14 protein-coding genes are annotated in these 18,702 nt (G+C 71.6%); 3 read left to right on the forward strand and 11 right to left on the reverse strand.

All coding sequences use genetic code 11. The features are described 5' to 3' along the window. Positions 1-16 precede the first annotated feature (16 nt). The 6 genes from ABZ412_RS12695 to ABZ412_RS12720 form a co-directional block, all read right to left on the reverse strand. Positions 17-529, reverse strand: coding sequence for a TerD family protein (locus ABZ412_RS12695; protein WP_357279791.1), 513 nt, complete (start codon positions 527-529; stop codon positions 17-19). A gap of 35 nt (positions 530-564) precedes the next feature. After that, positions 565-1,851 carry a hypothetical protein gene (locus ABZ412_RS12700; RefSeq protein WP_357279794.1) on the reverse strand — a complete coding sequence of 429 codons (1,287 nt, stop codon included), beginning with the start codon at positions 1,849-1,851 and terminating at the stop codon, positions 565-567. Between the two features lie 137 nt (positions 1,852-1,988). After that, a complete protein-coding gene (locus ABZ412_RS12705) occupies positions 1,989-2,258 on the reverse strand; it encodes a Txe/YoeB family addiction module toxin (protein WP_357279796.1) in 270 nt (89 codons plus the stop codon). 4 nt (positions 2,259-2,262) lie between these two features. Beyond that, on the reverse strand, positions 2,263-2,712 hold the full coding sequence (locus ABZ412_RS12710; protein ID WP_357279799.1) for a type II toxin-antitoxin system Phd/YefM family antitoxin: 450 nt from the start codon (positions 2,710-2,712) through the stop codon (positions 2,263-2,265). 98 nt (positions 2,713-2,810) lie between these two features. Continuing rightward, entirely contained in the window at positions 2,811-3,737 is a 927-nt protein-coding gene (locus ABZ412_RS12715; RefSeq protein ID WP_357279801.1) for a YegS/Rv2252/BmrU family lipid kinase, read from the reverse strand. Next, a complete protein-coding gene (locus ABZ412_RS12720) occupies positions 3,734-5,368 on the reverse strand; it encodes an FAD-binding oxidoreductase (RefSeq protein WP_357279804.1) in 1,635 nt (544 codons plus the stop codon). The genes ABZ412_RS12715 and ABZ412_RS12720 overlap by 4 nt, the downstream gene beginning before the upstream one ends. A gap of 62 nt (positions 5,369-5,430) precedes the next feature. On the opposite strand from ABZ412_RS12720, the gene ABZ412_RS12725 reads away from it, so the two are divergent. Further along, complete coding sequence (locus ABZ412_RS12725) at positions 5,431-6,033, forward strand: TetR/AcrR family transcriptional regulator (protein WP_357279807.1); 603 nt, start codon at positions 5,431-5,433, stop codon at positions 6,031-6,033. Between the two features lie 166 nt (positions 6,034-6,199). Then, complete coding sequence (locus ABZ412_RS12730) at positions 6,200-7,738, forward strand: glycerol-3-phosphate dehydrogenase/oxidase (RefSeq protein ID WP_357279809.1); 1,539 nt, start codon at positions 6,200-6,202, stop codon at positions 7,736-7,738. 260 nt (positions 7,739-7,998) lie between these two features. On the opposite strand, the gene ABZ412_RS12735 is transcribed toward ABZ412_RS12730, so the two are convergent. Continuing rightward, positions 7,999-8,409 carry a hypothetical protein gene (locus ABZ412_RS12735; protein WP_357279812.1) on the reverse strand — a complete coding sequence of 137 codons (411 nt, stop codon included), beginning with the start codon at positions 8,407-8,409 and terminating at the stop codon, positions 7,999-8,001. A gap of 208 nt (positions 8,410-8,617) precedes the next feature. On the opposite strand from ABZ412_RS12735, the gene ABZ412_RS12740 reads away from it, so the two are divergent. Continuing rightward, a complete protein-coding gene (locus ABZ412_RS12740) occupies positions 8,618-10,222 on the forward strand; it encodes an FHA domain-containing protein (protein WP_357279815.1) in 1,605 nt (534 codons plus the stop codon). 3 nt (positions 10,223-10,225) lie between these two features. Here ABZ412_RS12740 and ABZ412_RS12745 read toward each other — a convergent pair whose 3' ends face one another. The 4 genes from ABZ412_RS12745 to ABZ412_RS12760 form a co-directional block, all read right to left on the reverse strand. Beyond that, positions 10,226-13,438, reverse strand: coding sequence for an FAD-dependent oxidoreductase (locus ABZ412_RS12745; RefSeq protein ID WP_357279817.1), 3,213 nt, complete (start codon positions 13,436-13,438; stop codon positions 10,226-10,228). Between the two features lie 131 nt (positions 13,439-13,569). Continuing rightward, positions 13,570-15,921: a protein kinase gene (locus ABZ412_RS12750; protein WP_357279819.1), complete on the reverse strand. Its 2,352-nt coding sequence runs from the start codon at positions 15,919-15,921 to the stop codon at positions 13,570-13,572. Then, the gene (locus tag ABZ412_RS12755; protein WP_357279822.1) at positions 15,918-17,558 is read right to left on the reverse strand and encodes a hypothetical protein; all 1,641 of its coding nucleotides are present in this window, start codon (positions 17,556-17,558) and stop codon (positions 15,918-15,920) included. Before ABZ412_RS12755 ends, ABZ412_RS12750 begins: the two co-directional genes overlap by 4 nt. Then, entirely contained in the window at positions 17,555-18,028 is a 474-nt protein-coding gene (locus ABZ412_RS12760) for a hypothetical protein (protein WP_357279824.1), read from the reverse strand. The genes ABZ412_RS12755 and ABZ412_RS12760 overlap by 4 nt, the downstream gene beginning before the upstream one ends. Positions 18,029-18,702 lie beyond the last annotated feature (674 nt).

Genomic DNA, 18,702 nt, shown 5'->3' on the forward strand with positions numbered 1-18,702 from the left:
CGCATTCCTGACGCGGTCAGCTCACGGTCACCCCGTGAGCTCGAGCGAGCGCGGGTAGTCCCTCCGCCCAGCCATAGCCGATCGCGCGGAGGCCCCACAACGACACTCCGTTGACAACGTGCCGGAACAACTCCGCGACTACGATCGCACGGATGTCCGGAGCGGCGCGCGGCGTGAATGACCACGCGCCCACCGCACAATCGACCTGTATATGGGCATAACTCAGCGCGGCCCAGCTCAGCCCGGCGTCCACATCCATGTTGACGGCGATCGCGATCCGCTGAACCCGCGGCGGGAGCGCAGCCAATCGCAGCTCGGCCCGCTCGACGACATGCGGTCCTTCCGACTGTTTACCCAGCAGCTGCACGGAGCCGTCCACAGAGCTCGGCTGACCATAGAAGATGAAGTCCACATCGGAGGCGACGTGCGCCGAAGGGTCACCCAGCAAGAGCGTCAGGTCGGCATCAGCTCCCCCGAAGGCACAAGTGATCTGCAAGCGATCCGAGGCGGGCTCTGGCAGCGAAACCATCTGACCTGGAGCGAGAAGTATTGGTGCGCAATCGTTTAGATTATCCGAGGCGGTTGGACCGGTTGGTTCCGCCACTCCGCAAACGAACGAAATGCGTAGGGATCCGTAGATGACCCGACCGAGCGGCTCTGGTTGTCCAGCAGATCACCGTCGATGCCACCGAGCATGACATCGTCCGGTCCGGAGTCGTCCTGGGCGTGATCGAGCAAACTTCGCAAACCCGGCAGATTGTCTATATCGAGTGCTTTGATCGTCCTTGCGGTGCGACCGGATGCCGAGGTCGTAATCGAACACGCGACATCCTCGCCGATATCCAGAAACCGCAGCGCGTCGTTCGGGTATCTCCATTGAACGCGCGCGACCGCATCGCGTGACCATCGCCCGTAGGCCACGAATCCCAGCCGCTGCGTATCGGGAAGCCGCGAGAGCACGGCGAGGTCGATCGCTGTTATGCCAGGCGCGACCGCGAAACCTTCGAGCAGTGTGCCGATGACGTTGGACCCCATCGCAGTGAGCCACCACAGCGCACGGTCCCGCTTGGTGAGGGCCTTCAGCATCGGCCGACCGGACGGGGTGAACCCAGGCGCCTGGTCGGGCAGAGAATCGATGTCGGGTTGCCGCATCACCACGGACAGCACCGAGCCGTCCACCCCGACAGCGCAACCCGCAGCCGGGTTGTCGGAGAACGCCAGATTTACTGCCTCGCAAACAGTTCCCTCGTCGTTCGAGACGATATGCTGCCACCACACTGCGGCGTCGGTGATCAACTGCTGGTGCACCGCTTCGAGCCGCTGTTGTTCCTCCATCGAGTACCGGCGAGCGTCTTCGTCCGCTCGTTGTTTCGCGGCGGCTCGATCGCTGCGCGCCAGCATTCCGATTCCGGAGAGGTGGAAGGCGCGAGCGGCGGCCAACACACGAGCCGGTTCCGGCAGCGGCGGATTCGGAATCACCGGCGGCCGCGCGGGTTCGAAATGCTGCAGGTGCACGCTCGTCATCTGCAAACGCAATCGCTGCAGCTGCTCGATCAACGCGGCGCGTTCAGCTTCCTGCTGAGCGCGTTCGGCCTGCCTGCGCGCCCGTTCGAGCTGCGCCGGAGATGGCAGCGCCGCGCGCGGACGTGACGACCGCCGCTGGCCGGTACTGCCGCGCCTGCCACCGCTGAGCGACGTGGAAGCGAAGAAAGGACCGAATCCTGAGGACACCCGAGTTCTGCCCGCGCCCATACTGACCCTTGCGATGCGTGGACCCACGGAAGTCCGTACGCCACGGGTCGATACCCGCACGCTCATCCCCGGAACGCCGACACGGAACCCGAAGCTCACGACTCGCTCCTCACCCGAGGCCGGTCCCCCATCAACTTCCCGGCGCTGACAGAAATTGCTCGAATGATGCTATGCGGCAACCGATGCCACCGTCATGACGGATTGTGCCGACATGGAGGAGAGCAGGTTCGGGGCTCTCAGTCGTCGTAGTGGCCGCCTACCTGGACGATCGCCACTTCGGTGTCGGTGACGTAGTAGATGAGGCGGTGTTCGTGAGTTATGCGGCGGGACCAGTGGCCTGCCAGCTGGTGACGCAAGGGCTCGGGTTTGCCGATCCCGGTGAACGGGTCGGACAGGACAGCGTCGATCATCTTGTTCGCGGCTCGCAGTACCTGGCGATCGCGGGTCAGCCAGCTTTCGTAGCTGCGCCACCCTTGGGCGGTGAAGGTCAGCTTGCGGTCGGGCACGTGGTCACGCTCCCGAGTTCTCGACTGCCTCCGATAGCCGTTCACCCAATAGGTCGTGGATGACTTCTGGCGTAGCACCTCGTCTGATCAACTCCGACAACAGCAGGCGAATGACTTCGGCCTCCGCGCTCTCGCCCTCCCCATCCTCCGGGGACGCGGGCTCGGCCGCGTCGGGGTCGATCAGGGCGCGTGCGACCGTGCGGCCGGCGCGCGCGTCGGCCGCAGACTTCAACAGTTGGATCCCGCCGTGGGTTTGCAGAACGTAGAGGGTCTCCATGAGCGAGTTCCAGTCGGCCTCGGCGACGAGGACCGCGTTCTCGCCGGTCTTTGTGACCACGGTGAGGGTGTCGTGGTCGTCGTTGACCTGCTTCACGAAGCCGAACAGATTTTCGCGGACCTTGGAGATCGGCAACGACGGCATCGGTTCATCCTCCCTCAGGTTGCTGTACAACATAGCGTACAACTCCTCCGTACAACATGTTGTACAAGCAGGTAACCGGGCAGAGCTGTGCCCCATACCTTTCCGGTATGGGGCACAGCTCTGCGTCGACGTCAGGGGACGAGGACGTCCAGTGCGCCGGGGTGGGCGCGGAACAGCGCCGGGAGGAGTCCGGCCGGGTCGCCGTCCGCGGTGGCGGGGGCGCCGGGGGCGGTGAGGCGGATCTCGCGGGCCTGGTACTGGACCGCGGCCGGGTGGTCGATGCGCTTGCCCGAGGACAGGGTCGGGAGCAGGCGCAGCATTTCCAGGCGGGACATGGCGCCGACGACGGTGAGGTCGAGCAGGCCGTCGTCGATCTGGGCGTCGGGGGTGATGAGCATGCCGCCGCCGTAGGTGCGGGTGTTGCCGACGGCCACCATGACCGCGTCGAGTTCGAGGACCGTGCCGTCGGGGTGGTCCGGGGAACCGGTCAGTTCGATGCGGTACGGCACCGCGAGCTTGCCCGCGAGTTCGAGCAGGGCCGCGACGGTGTAGCGCATCGGGCCGTTGGGCCAGCGCAAGGCGTTGGCGCGCAGGGTGACCCGGGCGTCGAGGCCGGTGCCGGTGACGGTGGCGAACCAGATGGCGCGCCCCGACTCCTCGGTCTCGACCGTGCCGAGGTCGATGGCGCGGGTGCGGCCGTCCAGGATGGTGGCCACCGCGGCGGCGGTGTCGTCGGGGACGCCGAGTTCGCGGGCCAGGTCGTTGCCGGTGCCGCCGGGGATCAGGCCCAGCGGGACACCGGTGCCGACCAGGGCCTGCAACACGACGCCGACCAGGCCGTCGCCGCCCGCGGCGACGACGGCGTCGGGGCGGGCGTCCGGATCGGCGAGGGCCTTGCGGACCAGACGTTCACTCTCGGCGGCCGAGTCACCGAGGATCTCGGTGACCTCGACGCCGAACTCGGCGAACCGGTTAGCCGCCTCCACGGCGACCAGCGCGCCCTTGCCGTGCCCGGACAGCGGGTTGGTCACCAGGGCGATGGAGCGGATGGTTCTCACGGAATCAGCTTCCCAGGGTTGAGGATTCCGGTGGGGTCGACGGCGTTCTTCACCGCGCGCAGCACCTGGACGCCCAGGTCACCGATCTCGTCGGTCATCCACGGGCGGTGATCCGCGCCGATGGCGTGATGGTGGGTGATGGTGCCGCCGGCGGCCACGATGGCGTCGCCCGCGGCCTTCTTGGCCACGGCCCAGCCCGCGATCGGGTCCTCCGCCTGCTTGGCGACGATGGTGAAGTACAGCGAGGCGCCGGTCGGGTAGGTGTGCGAGATATGGCACATGACCAGGGCCGGTTGGCCGAGCGCGTCGACCAGCGCCGCGGTCACCCGCTCCTTCAGATTGGCGAGGTTGCTCCAGGTGGTGGCGGTTTCCAGGGTCTCGCACAGCACACCGACGTCCAGCAGCGCGTCGCGCAGGTAGGGGGCGGCAAAGCGGCCGTGCTCCCATTCCTTGGCCGGGGCCTCGCCCAGCGCGGTGCCGCCGGCGGCGGCCAGCAGGGCGGCGGCCTCGGCGCTGCGGGCGGTGACGTGCGCGGCGGTGCCCTCGAAGGTGGTGACGGCGAGGCAGCCGCCGACGGCCGCGCCGCCGATGTCCCCGGCGCGGGCCAGGTTCAGGCCGGTCTCGGCCTCGTCGGACAACCGCATGACGGTCGGGGCGGCCCCGGCCTGGATGACCGCGCGCAGGGCGTTGGCTCCGGTGGTGAAGTCGGGGAAGGACCAGGCCTGATAGCCGGTGGTCTCGGGGACCGGGTGCACGCGCAGGGTGACCTCGGTGATGATGCCGAGCGCGCCCTCGGAGCCGGAGAACAGTTCGCGCAGATCGGGTCCGGCGGCGGAGGCGGGGGCGCGACCCAGGTCGAGATCGCCCGCGGGGGTGGCGACCTTGAAGCGCTGGATCATGTCGTCGAAGCGCCCGTACCCGGCCGAGGCCTGGCCCGAGGACCGGGTGGCCGCGAAGCCGCCGATGGTGGCGTATTCGAAGCTCTGCGGGAAGTGGCCGAGCGAAAGGCCGTGGCGGGCAAGCAGTTCCTCGGCCTGCGGACCGGACAGGCCCGCGCCGAGGGTGGCGGTACCGCTGATCGGGTCGACGTCGGTGAGGGTGTCGAGGCGGCGCAGGTCCAGGGCGAGGACGGCGCCGAAGCCGCCGCGCGCGGGATCGAGGCCGCCGACGACGCTGGTGCCGCCGCCGAAGGGAACGACCGCGATGGCATTGGCGGCGCAGTACTTCAGGACGGCGAGGACCTGGTCGTGATCGGCGGGGAAGACGACGGCGTCGGGTGCGTCCTGCTCCCCGTCGGCGCGGCGGCGCAGCAGGTCGGGGGTGGATTTGCCGCCGGCGCGGAGCAGCCGGTCGCGGTGGTCGACGGACACGTGCTCGGTTCCGACCACGGCGACGAGCCCGGCGTGCTGTTCCGGTGCGAGGGCGGAGGCGCGCAGCGGCACGTCGCCCTCATTGCGACGGGTCACCGGCTCGCCGGACACCCCGAAAACCTGCGTGAGCAGTCCCCGGATCTGGTCGGACAGTGGTTTGTGTCCGGCCGGGGAGCCCCAGGCGTCCCACACCATACTCGGGCGGACCTGCGGCTCGCCCGAGTTTGCGGTGGATGCGGAAGCTGCTTGTGTGTCGACCATGCGTTACAGTGTGACATAGAATGTCAAGCAGTAACGGCAACTACTCTCCCATGGTGGCAACCATGAGCTCTACCGAACCATCTTCCGCCGTCGACCGGGCGATCCTGGACGCGGCGCGCGCCTGCGTGGCCGAATTCGGTGTCCGGCGCACCACCCTGACCGAGGTGGCCCGCCGCGCGGGCGTCAGCCGGCCCACCGTGTACCGGCGCTGGCCCGACACCGGTTCCCTGGTGGCCGACCTGCTGGTGCGGGAACTGCGCGAGATCATCGCCGACACCGCCCCCAACTCGGGCACCGCCCGGGAACGCCTGGTCGGCGCGATCGTCGGCGGCGGCTCCATGATCCGGCGGAACCCGCTGTTCGCCAAGATCTTCCGCGCCGACGCCGACGTCATGCAGACCTACGTCTTCGAACGCCTGGGCCGCAACCAGCGCGCCCTCATCGACCTGTTCGCCGGAGGGATCCGGGAAGGCCAGGCCGACAACTCGATTCGTGACGGCGATCCGGCGCACATGGCCGCCATGCTCCTGCTCATCGCCCAATCCGCGGTCCAGTCCGCGTCCGCCTTCGCCGTGGCGGTCGACAGCGACCACCTCGACGCCGAACTGACCCACGCCCTGCACGGCTACCTCACACCCGCCCCCGGCGAATCCGGCCCGCGATGAACGCGTCCGGCGACCGAATCCCGCGCCCGCGAACCGATTCCGTCCACGCGGACGGGGTCGGTGCGGGCACGGGACGGGCGCCGGATCCGCGGACGGATCGGCACTCCGGCGGCGCGACGCCACGAGCTCATCCCCATCCATCGACACCGCCACGAAAGGCCCTGACATGACCAGCAATTCAGCTCCGTCCAGTTCCGCGCTCAATCGCGAGCGACGGCAGCGGGAACTGACCGCGCTGGGCGACGGGTCCGCGATCGACATGCTGGTGATCGGCGGCGGCATCACAGGTGTCGGCGTGGCGCTGGACGCCGCGGCGCGCGGGCTGCGCACGGTCCTGGTGGAGAAGCACGACTTCGCGTTCGGCACCAGCCGGTGGAGCTCCAAACTGGTGCACGGCGGGCTGCGGTACCTGGCCAGCGGCGGGGTCGGGATCGCGCACGAGAGCGCGGTCGAGCGCGACATCCTGCTGACCCGCACCGCCCCGCACCTGACCCGGGCGCTGCCGCAGGTGGTGCCGCTGCTGCCGAGTATCGGCGCGGCGCAGAAGCTGCTGGTGCGCACCGGATTCCTGGCCGGTGACGTGCTGCGCCGCACGGCCGGGACCCCGGCGTCGGTGCTGCCGCGCTCGCGGCGGGTGGCGGCCGCGGAGGCGCTGCGGCTGGCCCCGACCGTGCGGCGGTCCGGATTGCGCGGCGGATTGCTGGCCTGGGACGGGCAATTGGTGGACGACGCGCGACTGGTGATGGCCATCGCCCGCACCGCGGCGCGGGAGGGCGCGACGGTGCTGACCCGGGTCGAGGCCGTCGACGTCACCGGCACCTCGGCCACGCTGCGGGACACGCTGACCGGTGAAACCCTGTCCGTGACAGCGCGTTCGGTGGTGAACGCCACCGGCGTGTGGGCCGATCAGGTGGATCCGAGCATCGAGTTGCGGCCCTCGCGCGGCACCCACCTGGTGTTCGACGCGGCCGCGTTCGGCGGCCTGATCGCCTCGCTGACGGTGCCGATCCCGGGCAGCACCAGCCGTTTCATCTTCGCGCTCCCGGCCGCGCACAACCGGGTGTACCTGGGCCTCACCGACGAGGAGGCGCCCGGCCCGGTGCCGGACGTCCCGCACGCCACCGACGGCGAGATCGACTTCCTGCTCGACACCGTGAACACCGTGCTGCGGGAGCCGCTGCGCCGCAGCGATATCCGCGGCAGCTTCGCCGGCCTGCGACCGCTGCTGCGCACCGGCGACGACAGCACCGCCGACATCTCCCGCGAGCACGCGGTGCTGACCTCCCCCACCGGCGTGATCACCGTGGTCGGCGGCAAGCTCACCACCTATCGGAAGATGGCCGAGGACGCGGTGGACGCGGCCGTCGGCCACGCGCGACTGTCCGCCGGGCAGTGCCGCACTCGCGCGCTGCCGCTGGTGGGCGCGGTCTCCGGTGCGGAGCGCGATGCCATCGAGGCCCCGCCGCGCCTGGTCGAGCGCTACGGCAGCGAGGCGGCCGCGGTGCTGGAACTGGCTCGCCAACATCCGACGCTGGCGGCGGAGGTCGCCCCCGGCATGGATGTCACCGGGGCCGAATTCGCTTACGCGGTCAGCCATGAGGGCGCGCTGGACGCATCCGATCTGCTCGACCGCCGGACCCGGATCGGCCTGGTCGACACCGACCGCAAGGCCGCCGAACCGGCCGCGCTGGCCGCCTTCCTGTAGTTCCCATCCGCCGTCCGCGCGTCTGCGCCGGCCCCGCGTATGGGCGTTCTCCGGGAAATGCCCGTGGTCGTGGCCGCGACGGTCACCAGGCAGCGCGGCGGTCAGCCAGCCACACACGGCCGCCGAATGGGGGCGCCGCGCCAGCCAGGCACACATGGCGGTCGGTCAGACACAGCACGGCTGCCATCTGGGGATGGTGCGCCGACCGGCCCGGCACGGCGGTCAGCCAGGCACGGCGCGGCGGCCAGCCGGGGCGGCGGTCAGCCGGTGACGGCGCAGCCCGATCCGGTGGGCAGTCCGGTGCCGACCTGGATGTCGACGTAGGGGAAGACGTCCGGGGAGCCGGCGTGGCGCTGCCAGATCTGCAGGCGGTGCGGTCCGGGCGTGGTGGGGGTCCAGCGGGCCTGCGCCAGCGAGCCGGAGGGGTCGGCGACGGCGAAGGGAATGCTGTTGTCGTAGAACACGACCGGGGTGACCGGGTCGTCGACGATCCCGTCGATGTCGTAGCTGCAACCGGTGCCGTAGTTGGTGGCCGGGCCGAAGCTGATGCCCGGGTCGATGCCGACGCGGGTGCCGGTGGCCCCGGCGGGGGCGGCCAGGGCGGTGAGCGCGGCCACGGTGGCGAGGGTGGCCGCCGAGGCGGTGGTGGTCCTGATGATCGAGCCCGTCATGGTTCGGTCCTCATCGGGTGCCGCCGGGGCCGACTGCCCCGGCACGATGCCTCGATCCTGGCCTCCGGATTGCCGCTTCGGGCCGCATTGCCGCGATCGGACCGATCACGTGTCGCCGCGAACGGCCGTGGAACGGGCCATAGGCACGGGTGTGGAACGGCCATATGCTTGGCTGCGATATTCCGAGCGCGGGGAGAGGGAGGCGCGCATGGGTCGGATTCCGACGACGGTCGGGGTGATACCCGGGGACGGACTGGTCGCCCGGTTCGGAAGCGTGGTCATCGTCCTGCACGGCGAGAGCCCGTCCACGGACCGCATCCTCGGCGCGGTCGAGACCGCCGCCACCGCGGCCGACCCCGGCATGGCCATCGCCCAGCGCCTGGCCGCCACCGTCTTCACCAGCAGCACCGCCCAGCCCCCGGCCTTCGGCGTGGTCGCCCCCACCGCGGGCGGCATCCTGATCCTGCTGCGCGGCCCGGTCATCGCCACTGTCGACGGGCCCGAGGGCCACCGCGTCCTCTCCGGCGAACGTGCCATGACCTGGGCCGACGAAATCATCCGGGACACGGTCCGCCGCCTCGTGCTGTCCGCCGACGGCGCGATCGGCGAGGCCCCGCACACCGACCTGCGCGCAGGCGTCGTGCCCGGCGGCGGCGTCGTCCTGCACGCGCCCGTCTCCGGACTCCCGTCCCAGCGCGGCGGCGACGCGCCCGCGCAGGCCGCGCACCGTTCCACACCGGACTCCGCTCCCCCGCACCAGCGCGCCCCTGATCACCGGCCCCCGACGCAATCCGCCCCGGCGACTCGACACCCGTCGGGTCCAATCGTCACGTCCGGTCCCGCCCCGGCGTCCCGTCCCGTCCCGGCGTCCGGCCACGCCCCGGTCTCCGGTCCGGTCGCGACGTCCGGCCCGTTCGGGGCGTCCGCCCCGGCCACCCAGCACGCGCCTGCCCAGTCGGCCCAGCACGGGTCCACACCGCCGACTCAGCACCCATCCACACCGCCGACTCAGCACCCATCCACACCGCCGACTCAGCACGCGTCCACGCCGCGCACTGAGCACCCATCGACGCCTCCCGCCCAGCACGCTTCCGCGCCGCCTACCCCGCACGTGCCCGGGCCAGGTTCCGGGCCGAATGTGGAGGTGACCCGCCGGGCCCCTCCACCCGCGCAGTCGCAGACCGGCTTCACCCCCGCTCCTTCGACGGGCGCGGAAGCCGGTCGTGCGCAGCCGGTTTCCCCGCAGAGAGGCGAGTCCATGCCCCAGGCCGGGCCGGCGTATCCCCGGAATGCGGCGACGACTCCGCGCGCCGGTGGCCCCGACCTGTCGAAGCAGCCGGCGGCGTCGAAGCCCGCTGAGCGGCGGGACGATCGCCCGGATCCGGAGGAGCAGCCGCCGACGGCCGCCTACGTTCAGGAGCCCGAGGTCGCCGAGACGCGGGCCGCGGGCGGGCCGCCGTCCACATCCACGCTGGCGGGCCCGGGCGCCTCGCTGACCAGCGCCGAGGGCGAGACCTATCCGCTGGATCGCCCGTATGTGATCGGGCGCGATCCGATGATCGACGAGGCGGTCCGGCGGGCGGTGGCCTCGCCCATCGTGATCGCGCGCGACCGCCACGTGTCGCGGGTGCACGCGCGCGTGTTCATCGAGAAGGGGCGGGTGTTCGTGCGGGACGCGGGCACGCCGGGCGGCACCTATGTGGCGGCGCCCGGTGCGGCGGACTGGGTTCGGGTCGGTCAGCAGCCGATGGAGTTGAAGGCGGGCTGGAGCCTGCGGATCGGCGAGCGCATCCTCACCTACCGCACGGCGTGAATCTCAGCGCAGCGCTGACCAGTCCCCGCGCTGGAGGGCCTCGCGGGCGTTCGGCGGGATCGGGAGGCGGGCGCGGACGGCCTGTTGGGCGGCGGCCACATCGGTCGGGTGGTGGCCGAGGACGATCGCGCCGACCACCCGGCCCTGGGACAGGATCAGGCGACGGTAGGAGGGCCGCGGCGACCCGTCGACGACGATCACCTCGTCGTGTCGTTCGGGTTCGACCCGGCCGATGCTGAACAGTTCCAGGCCGACGCCCTTGAGGATGGTGGCGGGTGTCTCCGCGGTGAGCACCTGCTGTCCGCCGAGCGCGTTGACGGCGGCGGCCTGCGCCTGTTCGGCCGCGATGGGCCACAAGCCGAGGACGCGGTCGCGGTGTTCGGCGACGTCACCGGCGGCGTACACGTCGGGCGCCGCCGTGCGCATGCGGTCGTCGACGAGAATTCCTCGGCGACACGGTATTCCGGCGCGCAGGGCCAGGTCGGTGTTGGGCTTGATGCCGGTGGCGGTGAGGAAGACCTCGCACGGCAGCACGGTGCCGTCCTTCAACACGACGCCGCGCACCGGATCGGCCCGGTGCCGGTCGGAACCACCCGGCCCACCCAGCCCACCAGATCCACCCGGCCCACCAGATCTACCCAGCCCACCAGATCTACCCGGCCCACCAGATCTACCCAGCCCGCCGGGTCCACCCAGCCCGCCGGTGCCGCCGGTGCCGCCGGTGCCGCCGGTGCCGGAATCGCCTGTCAGCGCGGCTGTTTCGGCCCGATATCGGACTTCGATCCGCGCCCGGGTGAGGTGGCCGGCGACCATGGCGGAGGCACGCGCGTCGAGCTGTTTGCTCAGCAGCCGGGCCCCTCGCTCCAGCACGGTGACCCGCAGCCCCAGCTGGTGCAGCGCGTACGCGGCCTCGAGCCCGAGCAGACCGCCGCCCGCGACCACGGCACGGGTGCACGACCGCCGCTGGGCGTAGGCCCGAATATCGAGCGCGTCCCCCGCTTCCCGAAGCACGAAACTGCCCGGCCGGTGCAGGCCCTCGATCTCGGGCAGCGCGGCGGACGCGCCGGTGGCGAGGATCAGCCGGTCGTAGGGCAGCACATCGCCGGTGCCGAGATGAACTCGCCGGGCATGTGGATCGAGATGTGTGACAAGGGTATTGAGCCACGGCGTGATCCGGTGATCCTGGTACCACTGCTCGGGTTGCAGGTACAGCCCCTGCATGGCGGAGCGGCCGGGGATGAGCCGGGAGATGCCCATGCGGTTGTAGAAGTCGTGGGATTCCCGCCCGACCAGGTGGATCTCGCAGTCGGGGTGGCCACGGCGCAGGAAGTCGGCGGCGGTGACGCCCGCGATGCCGGTGCCGATGACGACCAGGCTCACCAGGGAGCGGTCGAAGTGGGCGGGCCGATCGCCGGTGGCGCGGCCGGGTTGCGGGGTGAGCGAGACGCGCACGCCGCCTTCGTTGACGCGCGCGCAGCAGGCCATGCGGGTGTTGTCGGCGAATCCCAGTCGGCGCAGGGTGTTTCGCTCGTCACCGGTGGGTGCGCACAGTTTGTCGCCGCCGTCGAGAATGGCGACCGGGTCCGCGCCGCAGACGCCCATGCGGCAGCCCGACTCCAGCGGCAGGTTCGCCTTCTCGGCCAGGTCGAGCAGGCTGACACCGATCTCGGCGGCCACGGTGCGGCCGTCGAACTCCACCGAAGCGCCCGGGGCCGTGGTCTTCTCGGCCTCGCGCGGGCGCGGGAACGGCAGCAGCACCGGTTCGGTGCGCGCGCCGGTGGTGAGCGCGTACTGGAGTTCGCCGACCCGGGTGCGGGCCAGGAACAGCAGCGTCGCCACCAGCACGAGCAGGCTGATCGGCCACCGCAGCCAGGCCACTCCCCCGACACCTGTGACGGTGGTGAACGCCCCGAGCAGCACCGGCCCCGCGAACCAGTAGAAGCCGTTCAACGCGATGGCCGCGTACACCGCCGACAGCACGGCCGCGCTCACCCCGGTCAGCGCCTCGACCGCGAAGTAGACGCCCACCGCGACCAGCACGGCCGCCCCGAGCGCCAGATACCGTTGTGGCACAGCGACACCCGGGTACCCGGCCAGCACCATGAATCCGAGCACGAATCCGGGCAGCGCGGCGGCGAACAGTTTGCGCGGCGCGCTCCAGCCGGGATCCGGGTCGGCCATATCGGCCTGGTAGGCGGCGCGCGGTTTGAAGTCGAAGCAGTTCTTGGCGCACCCCAGGCACGGCCGGCAGTGGTTGTTGGCGATCGTCACGAACGGCGTCTGCCCGTAGGCGCGCTGCAAGGGGAACAGCGGGCAGATGCTGCTGCACCACCCGCTCTTGCCTTTGAACGCGACGCCGCCGGTGAACGCGGCCAGCAGCACGGTGGAAAGCACTGTGCCCGTCGCGATTCCGCTGCGATCCAGTCCGGCCACCCGGGATCCGGCGATGCCGAAGAACAGGGCGACCGCGATCAGATACCCGCGCCGCTGCAACCAGGCCGGCGCCGTCGCCCCGCGGGTGAAGCGCAGCAGCCGGGGCAGCTGATTGGTGGCCGCGAGCGGACAGGTGTTGCGCCACAGGCCCGGTGCGATCAGGAACAGCCCGGGCAGCAGCGGCACCACGATCTTGAAGAAGACGAACAACCCGCCCGCGGGCCGCACGAACAGCGTGACGATCAACGCCAGGTACGCGGTGATGCTCAGCACGCGCACGCCCTGCCAGACCCGCAGCGGGATCCGGCTGGGCAGTTCGGTGAAGGCGGGGAACAGGTTCCGCTGCCCGGTGGGGTCGAGGCCGAGGACCCGGTTGGCGACCGCCACCCAGCCGGGCGGCGGCGTGGGTTCGGCGCCGGGCGGCCGGGGAATCACGCCGGAGGGCCCGAGCACGGTCTCGGATCCGTCGAAGCCTTCGGGTTCGGCGGTGGGCATGTGCAGCACCAGGATCTCGCAGCGTCCCAGCCGCACCACGTCGCCGGTCATCAGTTCGCGCCGCCCGGTCAATGCCACCCCGTTGACGGTGGTGCCGTTGCGGCTGCCCAGGTCGACCACGGACAGCGCGGTCGGCGTGGGCACCAGCCGCAGGTGCTGCCGGGACACCCCGCCGTCGGCGAGCACCTCGTGGCTGCCGTCGCGTCCGAACACGATGGGCCCGTCCAGCATGCGCCGCCGCGCGGGCCGTCCCCATTCGCGGATCTCGATGACCGGCCGACCAGCCATGCTCCCACCCCTTCCCCGGCGCGGTCCCCGATCGCGCCGCGCTCGTGCTTATATCGCCGTTTTCCGGGCTCACCATTACCGTCGAGGCGCTTCGTCCCGCATCCGGACGTGTTCGCGTCGGCCCGCGAACCTCAGGCGCGCTCCCGTAGTCGCTGCACCCGCACGTAGCGGTACCGTTTCCCGACCCGCCGGCACCCGGTCGCGAGCGCCAGTCCCGTCGCCGCACCGCCTGCGGCACAGGCGATCACGCCGAGCGGGGTGGGTTCCCGCCCGAGCAGCACCCACGCCGCACCGACGGCCGCGACGCCCAGCAGTCCCATACTGATGGCCAACCCGACGGTCGACGCGAACCGGGCACTCCCGCGCCGCAGCGTCCGCGCGTTCGATTCGGCATAGGCAGCGGCGAACAGCAGCAGCAATGCCAGCCCGACCCCGGTCGCCGTGGTGGTCGCGGGCTGCCGCGTCCGCACCCCGAACCGGTAGGCGGCCGTCTCGGAACCATTGCGGGACAACGACAATTCCCCGGTCAACCGTCCCGCCAGCACATACCGGTTCACCGGCGCGGCCACGTCCCCGGCCCCACCGGCCAGCGCCGTCTCCGCGCCCCCGGCCCGCAGCCCGAGCACATTCACCGACAGCTTCGCGCCGTCGGCCGCCCCACTCGACACCGTGATCGGCACCGGCTCCGACAAATCCAGCACCACGGTCTCCACGGCCGGATCGACCCCACCGATCCGCACCATCCCCACCGGTGGCGCCTCCCGCCCCACCGCCCCGATCCCCAGCACCGCCGCCCCGCCGGTCACCACCGCCAGCAGCCCCGCCACCAGGAACGGAACCCGAGGCGACGGCAAGTTCACGACCTGCTGCACCGGCACCAGATCCGCCCGCGCCACCTCCACCAGCCGCACCCCTCCGTGCTGGATCGGCCCCCGAGGCCGAATCCGCTCCGGCGGCGCCGTCGACCCCGGCCTGAACCCGCGACCCGCCGAAGGCATGCCTCCCCGGTCGATCGGCGGCATCGTTCCACCGCGACCGGGCGGGATCCCCGGTTCCTGCCCGGCGCGCACCGTCGGCGCGGACCTGCGATCGGCGGGAAACGCGGCACGGGAAGCGTTCTCGGCCGCGCTCGTCGGCCCGAATCGTGTCGACGCCCCGTCCGCGCCGCTCGGCGATCGGCGCGTTTCTCCGGATGCCGCCGAGCCGCCGGTCGCGGTGTCGGGCGTCTGCTGCGACCGGATCGGTTGCGGCCCAGGTGTTGTCGGACCGGATCCGGCATCGCGAGTCCGCACGCCCGGCGCCTGAGACCCGGGCTGCGAACCTCGCGGCGGTGTCGTCCGACCGGGCGCGGGCATCCCTGGGCCGGGTGGTGGTGTCACAGGGCCCGAAGGACGACCGGGCTCAGGCGGCATCCCCGGACCGGAACGCATCCCCGGGCTGGATCGCGTACGCGGGCCCGGCTGCCGTCCGAAGCCGGGTTGCGGGGTGAAGGGGTCCGGCTGCCCGTGCCCCGGAGGCGGGGTGTGCGGGCCGGCCGGTCCGCGCGGTCCGCCCGTCGCCGCCGCGATGATGGTGTCGGCGCCGATGACCGGGATGCCCACGGGGGTGAGCCAATTCGCGCCCCAGAAGTGGGCGGCGGTTTCGGCGATGGCGATGCCGAAGGTTTCGGCGGTGTCGTAGCGTTCGGCCGGGTCGGAGGCGAGGCCGCGCATGACGGCCTCGGCGATGGGGTGGGGGACGAAGGGGGCGGCCTCGGTGAGGGGGACGGGGTCGGAGTAGGCGTGGGCGAAGAGCAGGGCCAGCGCGTCGGATCCGGTCGGGAAGGGCAGGACGCCGGAGAGGAGCTGGTAGAGCATGGTGGCCAGGGCGTAGACGTCGGTGGCCGGCGAGAGCCCTTGGCCGCGGACCTGTTCGGGGGCGATGTAGGAGGGGGTGCCGATGATCTCGCCCGCCTTGGTGACCAGGGTGTCCTCGCCGCCGACGATCTTGGCGATGCCGAAATCGGTGAGCTTGAGCGCCCCGTTGGCGGCGAACATCAGGTTGGAGGGTTTGACGTCGCGGTGCAGGATGCCGCTGCGGTGCGCGGCGTCCAGCCCGGCCGCGCAGGACAGCGCGACCGCGACCGCGGCGGTGGCCTCGAATCCCGCGGTGATGAAACGGTTCTCGACGGTCCCCCCGGGCAGGTATTCGAGGACCAGCAGGCACAGATCGTCGTGTTCGATGTAGTCGTAGACCGGCACCACGTGCGGGTGGTCGAGCGCCGCCATCACCCGCGCCTCGTCGACGAACCGCCGCCGCACCTGCATGTCGTCGGCGAAATGCGGCGGGATCTGTTTGATGGCGACCCGCCGGTGCAGTCCGCGATGCACCCCGGCCAGCACCACCCCGCACCCGCCGCGCCCGATCTGCCCGCCGATCTCGTACCCGGGCAGCGCGGCCCGCACGCGCGCCACATCGGCGTCGCTGAGATTGCCCGCGCTCATCTCGCCGCGCCCTCCGACCGGAATCCGGTCCCGCCGGGGTCACCGCGTAGCGTCGGCTCGTCGTCCGGATCGGACGTGCCGGGTCGTTGCACACCGGCCGGATACCCGGCGGTCTGCTCACCGGTTCCGGCCGGGGTTGTCCCGCCACCGGGCTTGCCGACAGCGGGCGCACCGCCCGAGGGCAGCAGCGTCTCCGCGCCGACCTCCGGCCGCCCACCCGACTGCGGGGAATGCACCGTGGTGGTGGCGTTTTCGCCGGTGTCGGGCAGCATGGCGGAGGCCGGCGGCCCACCGCCCGGGTACGCGCCGCCGAACCCGGACTTCGAGATGCGGGTCGTCTCACCGCTCTGGAACGCTGCGGGATCGGGTGTGGGCGCCGGGGCGGGACCGCCCGGGAAGACACGCATCGGCCCGTGCGGCGCACCCGGTCCGGGCTGTGCCGCCGTGCCGGACCCGGCGGGCCCGTAGGGCACGAATTCCGTTGCCGCACCGGACGGCTGATTCCGGATATCGAGGTCGGGATAGGTGCCGCCCGGCCCGACCGGACGCAGGTCGCGGAACGTGCCGCCGTACGGCGGATTCGGGCCCGTCGGCGCGGCCTGGAGCTCCGGTTCGGGCGGGCCGGGGAACGGCATCGGCGCGCCACTCGCCGGGGGGGCGCCCGTGCCGTGCTGCCCGCCGCCGAACGCCACACCCATCCCGCGTGGTGGTCCGCCCGGCGGCGCACCGATCCCGACGGGTGCTCCGATACCGAGGGGCGACCCGGACCCGGCGGGGAAGCCGCGAGCATCGAGTTCCTGTGCGGCGGCGAGATCTTCGGGATCGAGCCCGAGGTCGTCGGATTGCCGCGGCGTGGGCGAGAGGTACCCGGCGAGGAAGAACACGGCCGCCAGCGCCCCGGCCAGTGACAGCCACAGCACGGTGCCCGGCACCCACCACCGGGCCACCGACCCCGTGAACCCGATCATCAGTCCGATGCCGGTGCCGGGCGCGAGCAGCCGCAGCCCGCGCTGCCAGCGGTTGGCCGAGAGCCGGTGGCGCGCAACGGTCAAGGCCGCGTCGACGATGGCGAGTCCGGTCAGGACGGCGATGATGATCCCGAACAGTCCGTACACCGAGGCCAGCGACCCGCGCACGTCGATGACGGTGTGCACGGCGGCCAGCGGCTTTCCGTCCTGGCCGACGAGGGTCAGGTCGGAGCCGATCAGCCCGGTCGCCTGCCCGTCCAGCCCGGCCGGATCCAGCCGGTAGGTGAGCTTCTCGGTCTTGCCCGCCCCCACCGTCAATTCGACTGTCGTGGAGTAGGAGTAGAAGTTCAGCCCCAGCACGTGCCCGGCGAGGTCGACCCGCCGGATCGACACCGGACCGGACGACTTGTTGGTCACCTCGACGACGACCAGGGACACCTTCTTGGGATCCAGGCGCACCGGATTCCCGGCGTCCGCGCCGCCGATGGCCCGCCCGTCCAGCGTGGCGGTCACGCTGACCCCGCCCGCCGCGCTCGCGGTCGGGGCCGCGAACAGTAGTGCGGCGGCGGCGAATACGACCGCGGCCAGCCCGGCGTGCACCGCCCGGCCCGGTCCCCACATGCTTCGGGCACCGCGCGCGGTGAGCGGCGGTGCGGTGCGTTCGTTCATCGGGGCCTCCGTGCCGGGAGATGGGAGATCATCCGGTGGCCGTAGAACCAGCCGCCGATGAGCAGGAAGAACACCAGCACCGTCATGGTCGCCGCGCCGCCGCCGACCTGACTGACCAGCACGATGTCCAGCGGCGCGGCCAGTTTCCTGCCGCACTCCGCGGTCACCTCGTGCTGACCGATCTCGGTCCCGCCGGTGGTGAGCGTGGCCTGGAACCCGCCGTCCGCGCCGGCGGTGGTGTCGGCGGCGGCGGCCCCGCCGATCGAAAGCCGCACCGCCGCACCGGGATCACACCCGCTGCCACTGGCCAGCACGGGCGCGCCGGGCGGGACCGCGGGCGGATCGAGCTGCAATCCGGAGACCTGTGGAACGACAGGCGGCTTGGTCTCGGTGGTCGGCGGTGTGGTGTCGGTGGTCGGGGGCGGTGTGGTGGTCGTCGTGGGCGGCGGTGGCGGCGCCGCGGTCGTCACCGAGGTGATGGGTGGCGGATTGACACCGCCGGTAGCGCATTGACCGTTCGGGGGCTTGACCGAACCGTCGGGACATCTCGGTGGCTGGGTGGTCGGGCAGTCGCCGTTCGCCGGTTTGACCGACCCGTCCGAGCACGTGATCGGAGGATTCGTGGTGGGGCAGTCACGATTCGGGGGTTTGGTCGAACCGTCCTTGCATGTCACCGGTGGCGGACAGGTGCTCCCGGCAGGCTTGGTCGTGCCGTCCGAACATTTCTCGGGTGTCGGACACGACCCACCGGCGGGCTTCGTCGAACCGTCCGGGCACCTCGTCGGACATTCTCCGGTCGCGGGTTTCACGGTGCCGTCATCGCAGTACACGGGCTTGTTGCAGTCGGTGCCGCAGCCGTCGCGGGTGCCTGTGTCGTCACAGCTGTGGCCGCACTGCTGCTTCTTGCTGTCGCCGCCGCAGTTCTCGGCGACGGCGCATCTCGGTGGATCCGTCGTGGTAGGTGCGACTTTCGCCGGCGGGCCGCCCTGGGGTGCGGGCTGCGGGACGGTGGTGGTGATCGGCGCCGGGGCGCTGATTCCCGGGTTGGCCCAACCGATCCCGGCCGGGAGCCCGAGCGCGAGCAGCGCTGCGAGCAGGAGAACAAGGTGTAAGGTCCGGGGTGAAAATCTCACCGCGCGGGCCA

Source organism: Nocardia sp. NPDC005746 (assembly GCF_040630785.1).
GTDB lineage: Bacteria > Actinomycetota > Actinomycetes > Mycobacteriales > Mycobacteriaceae > Nocardia.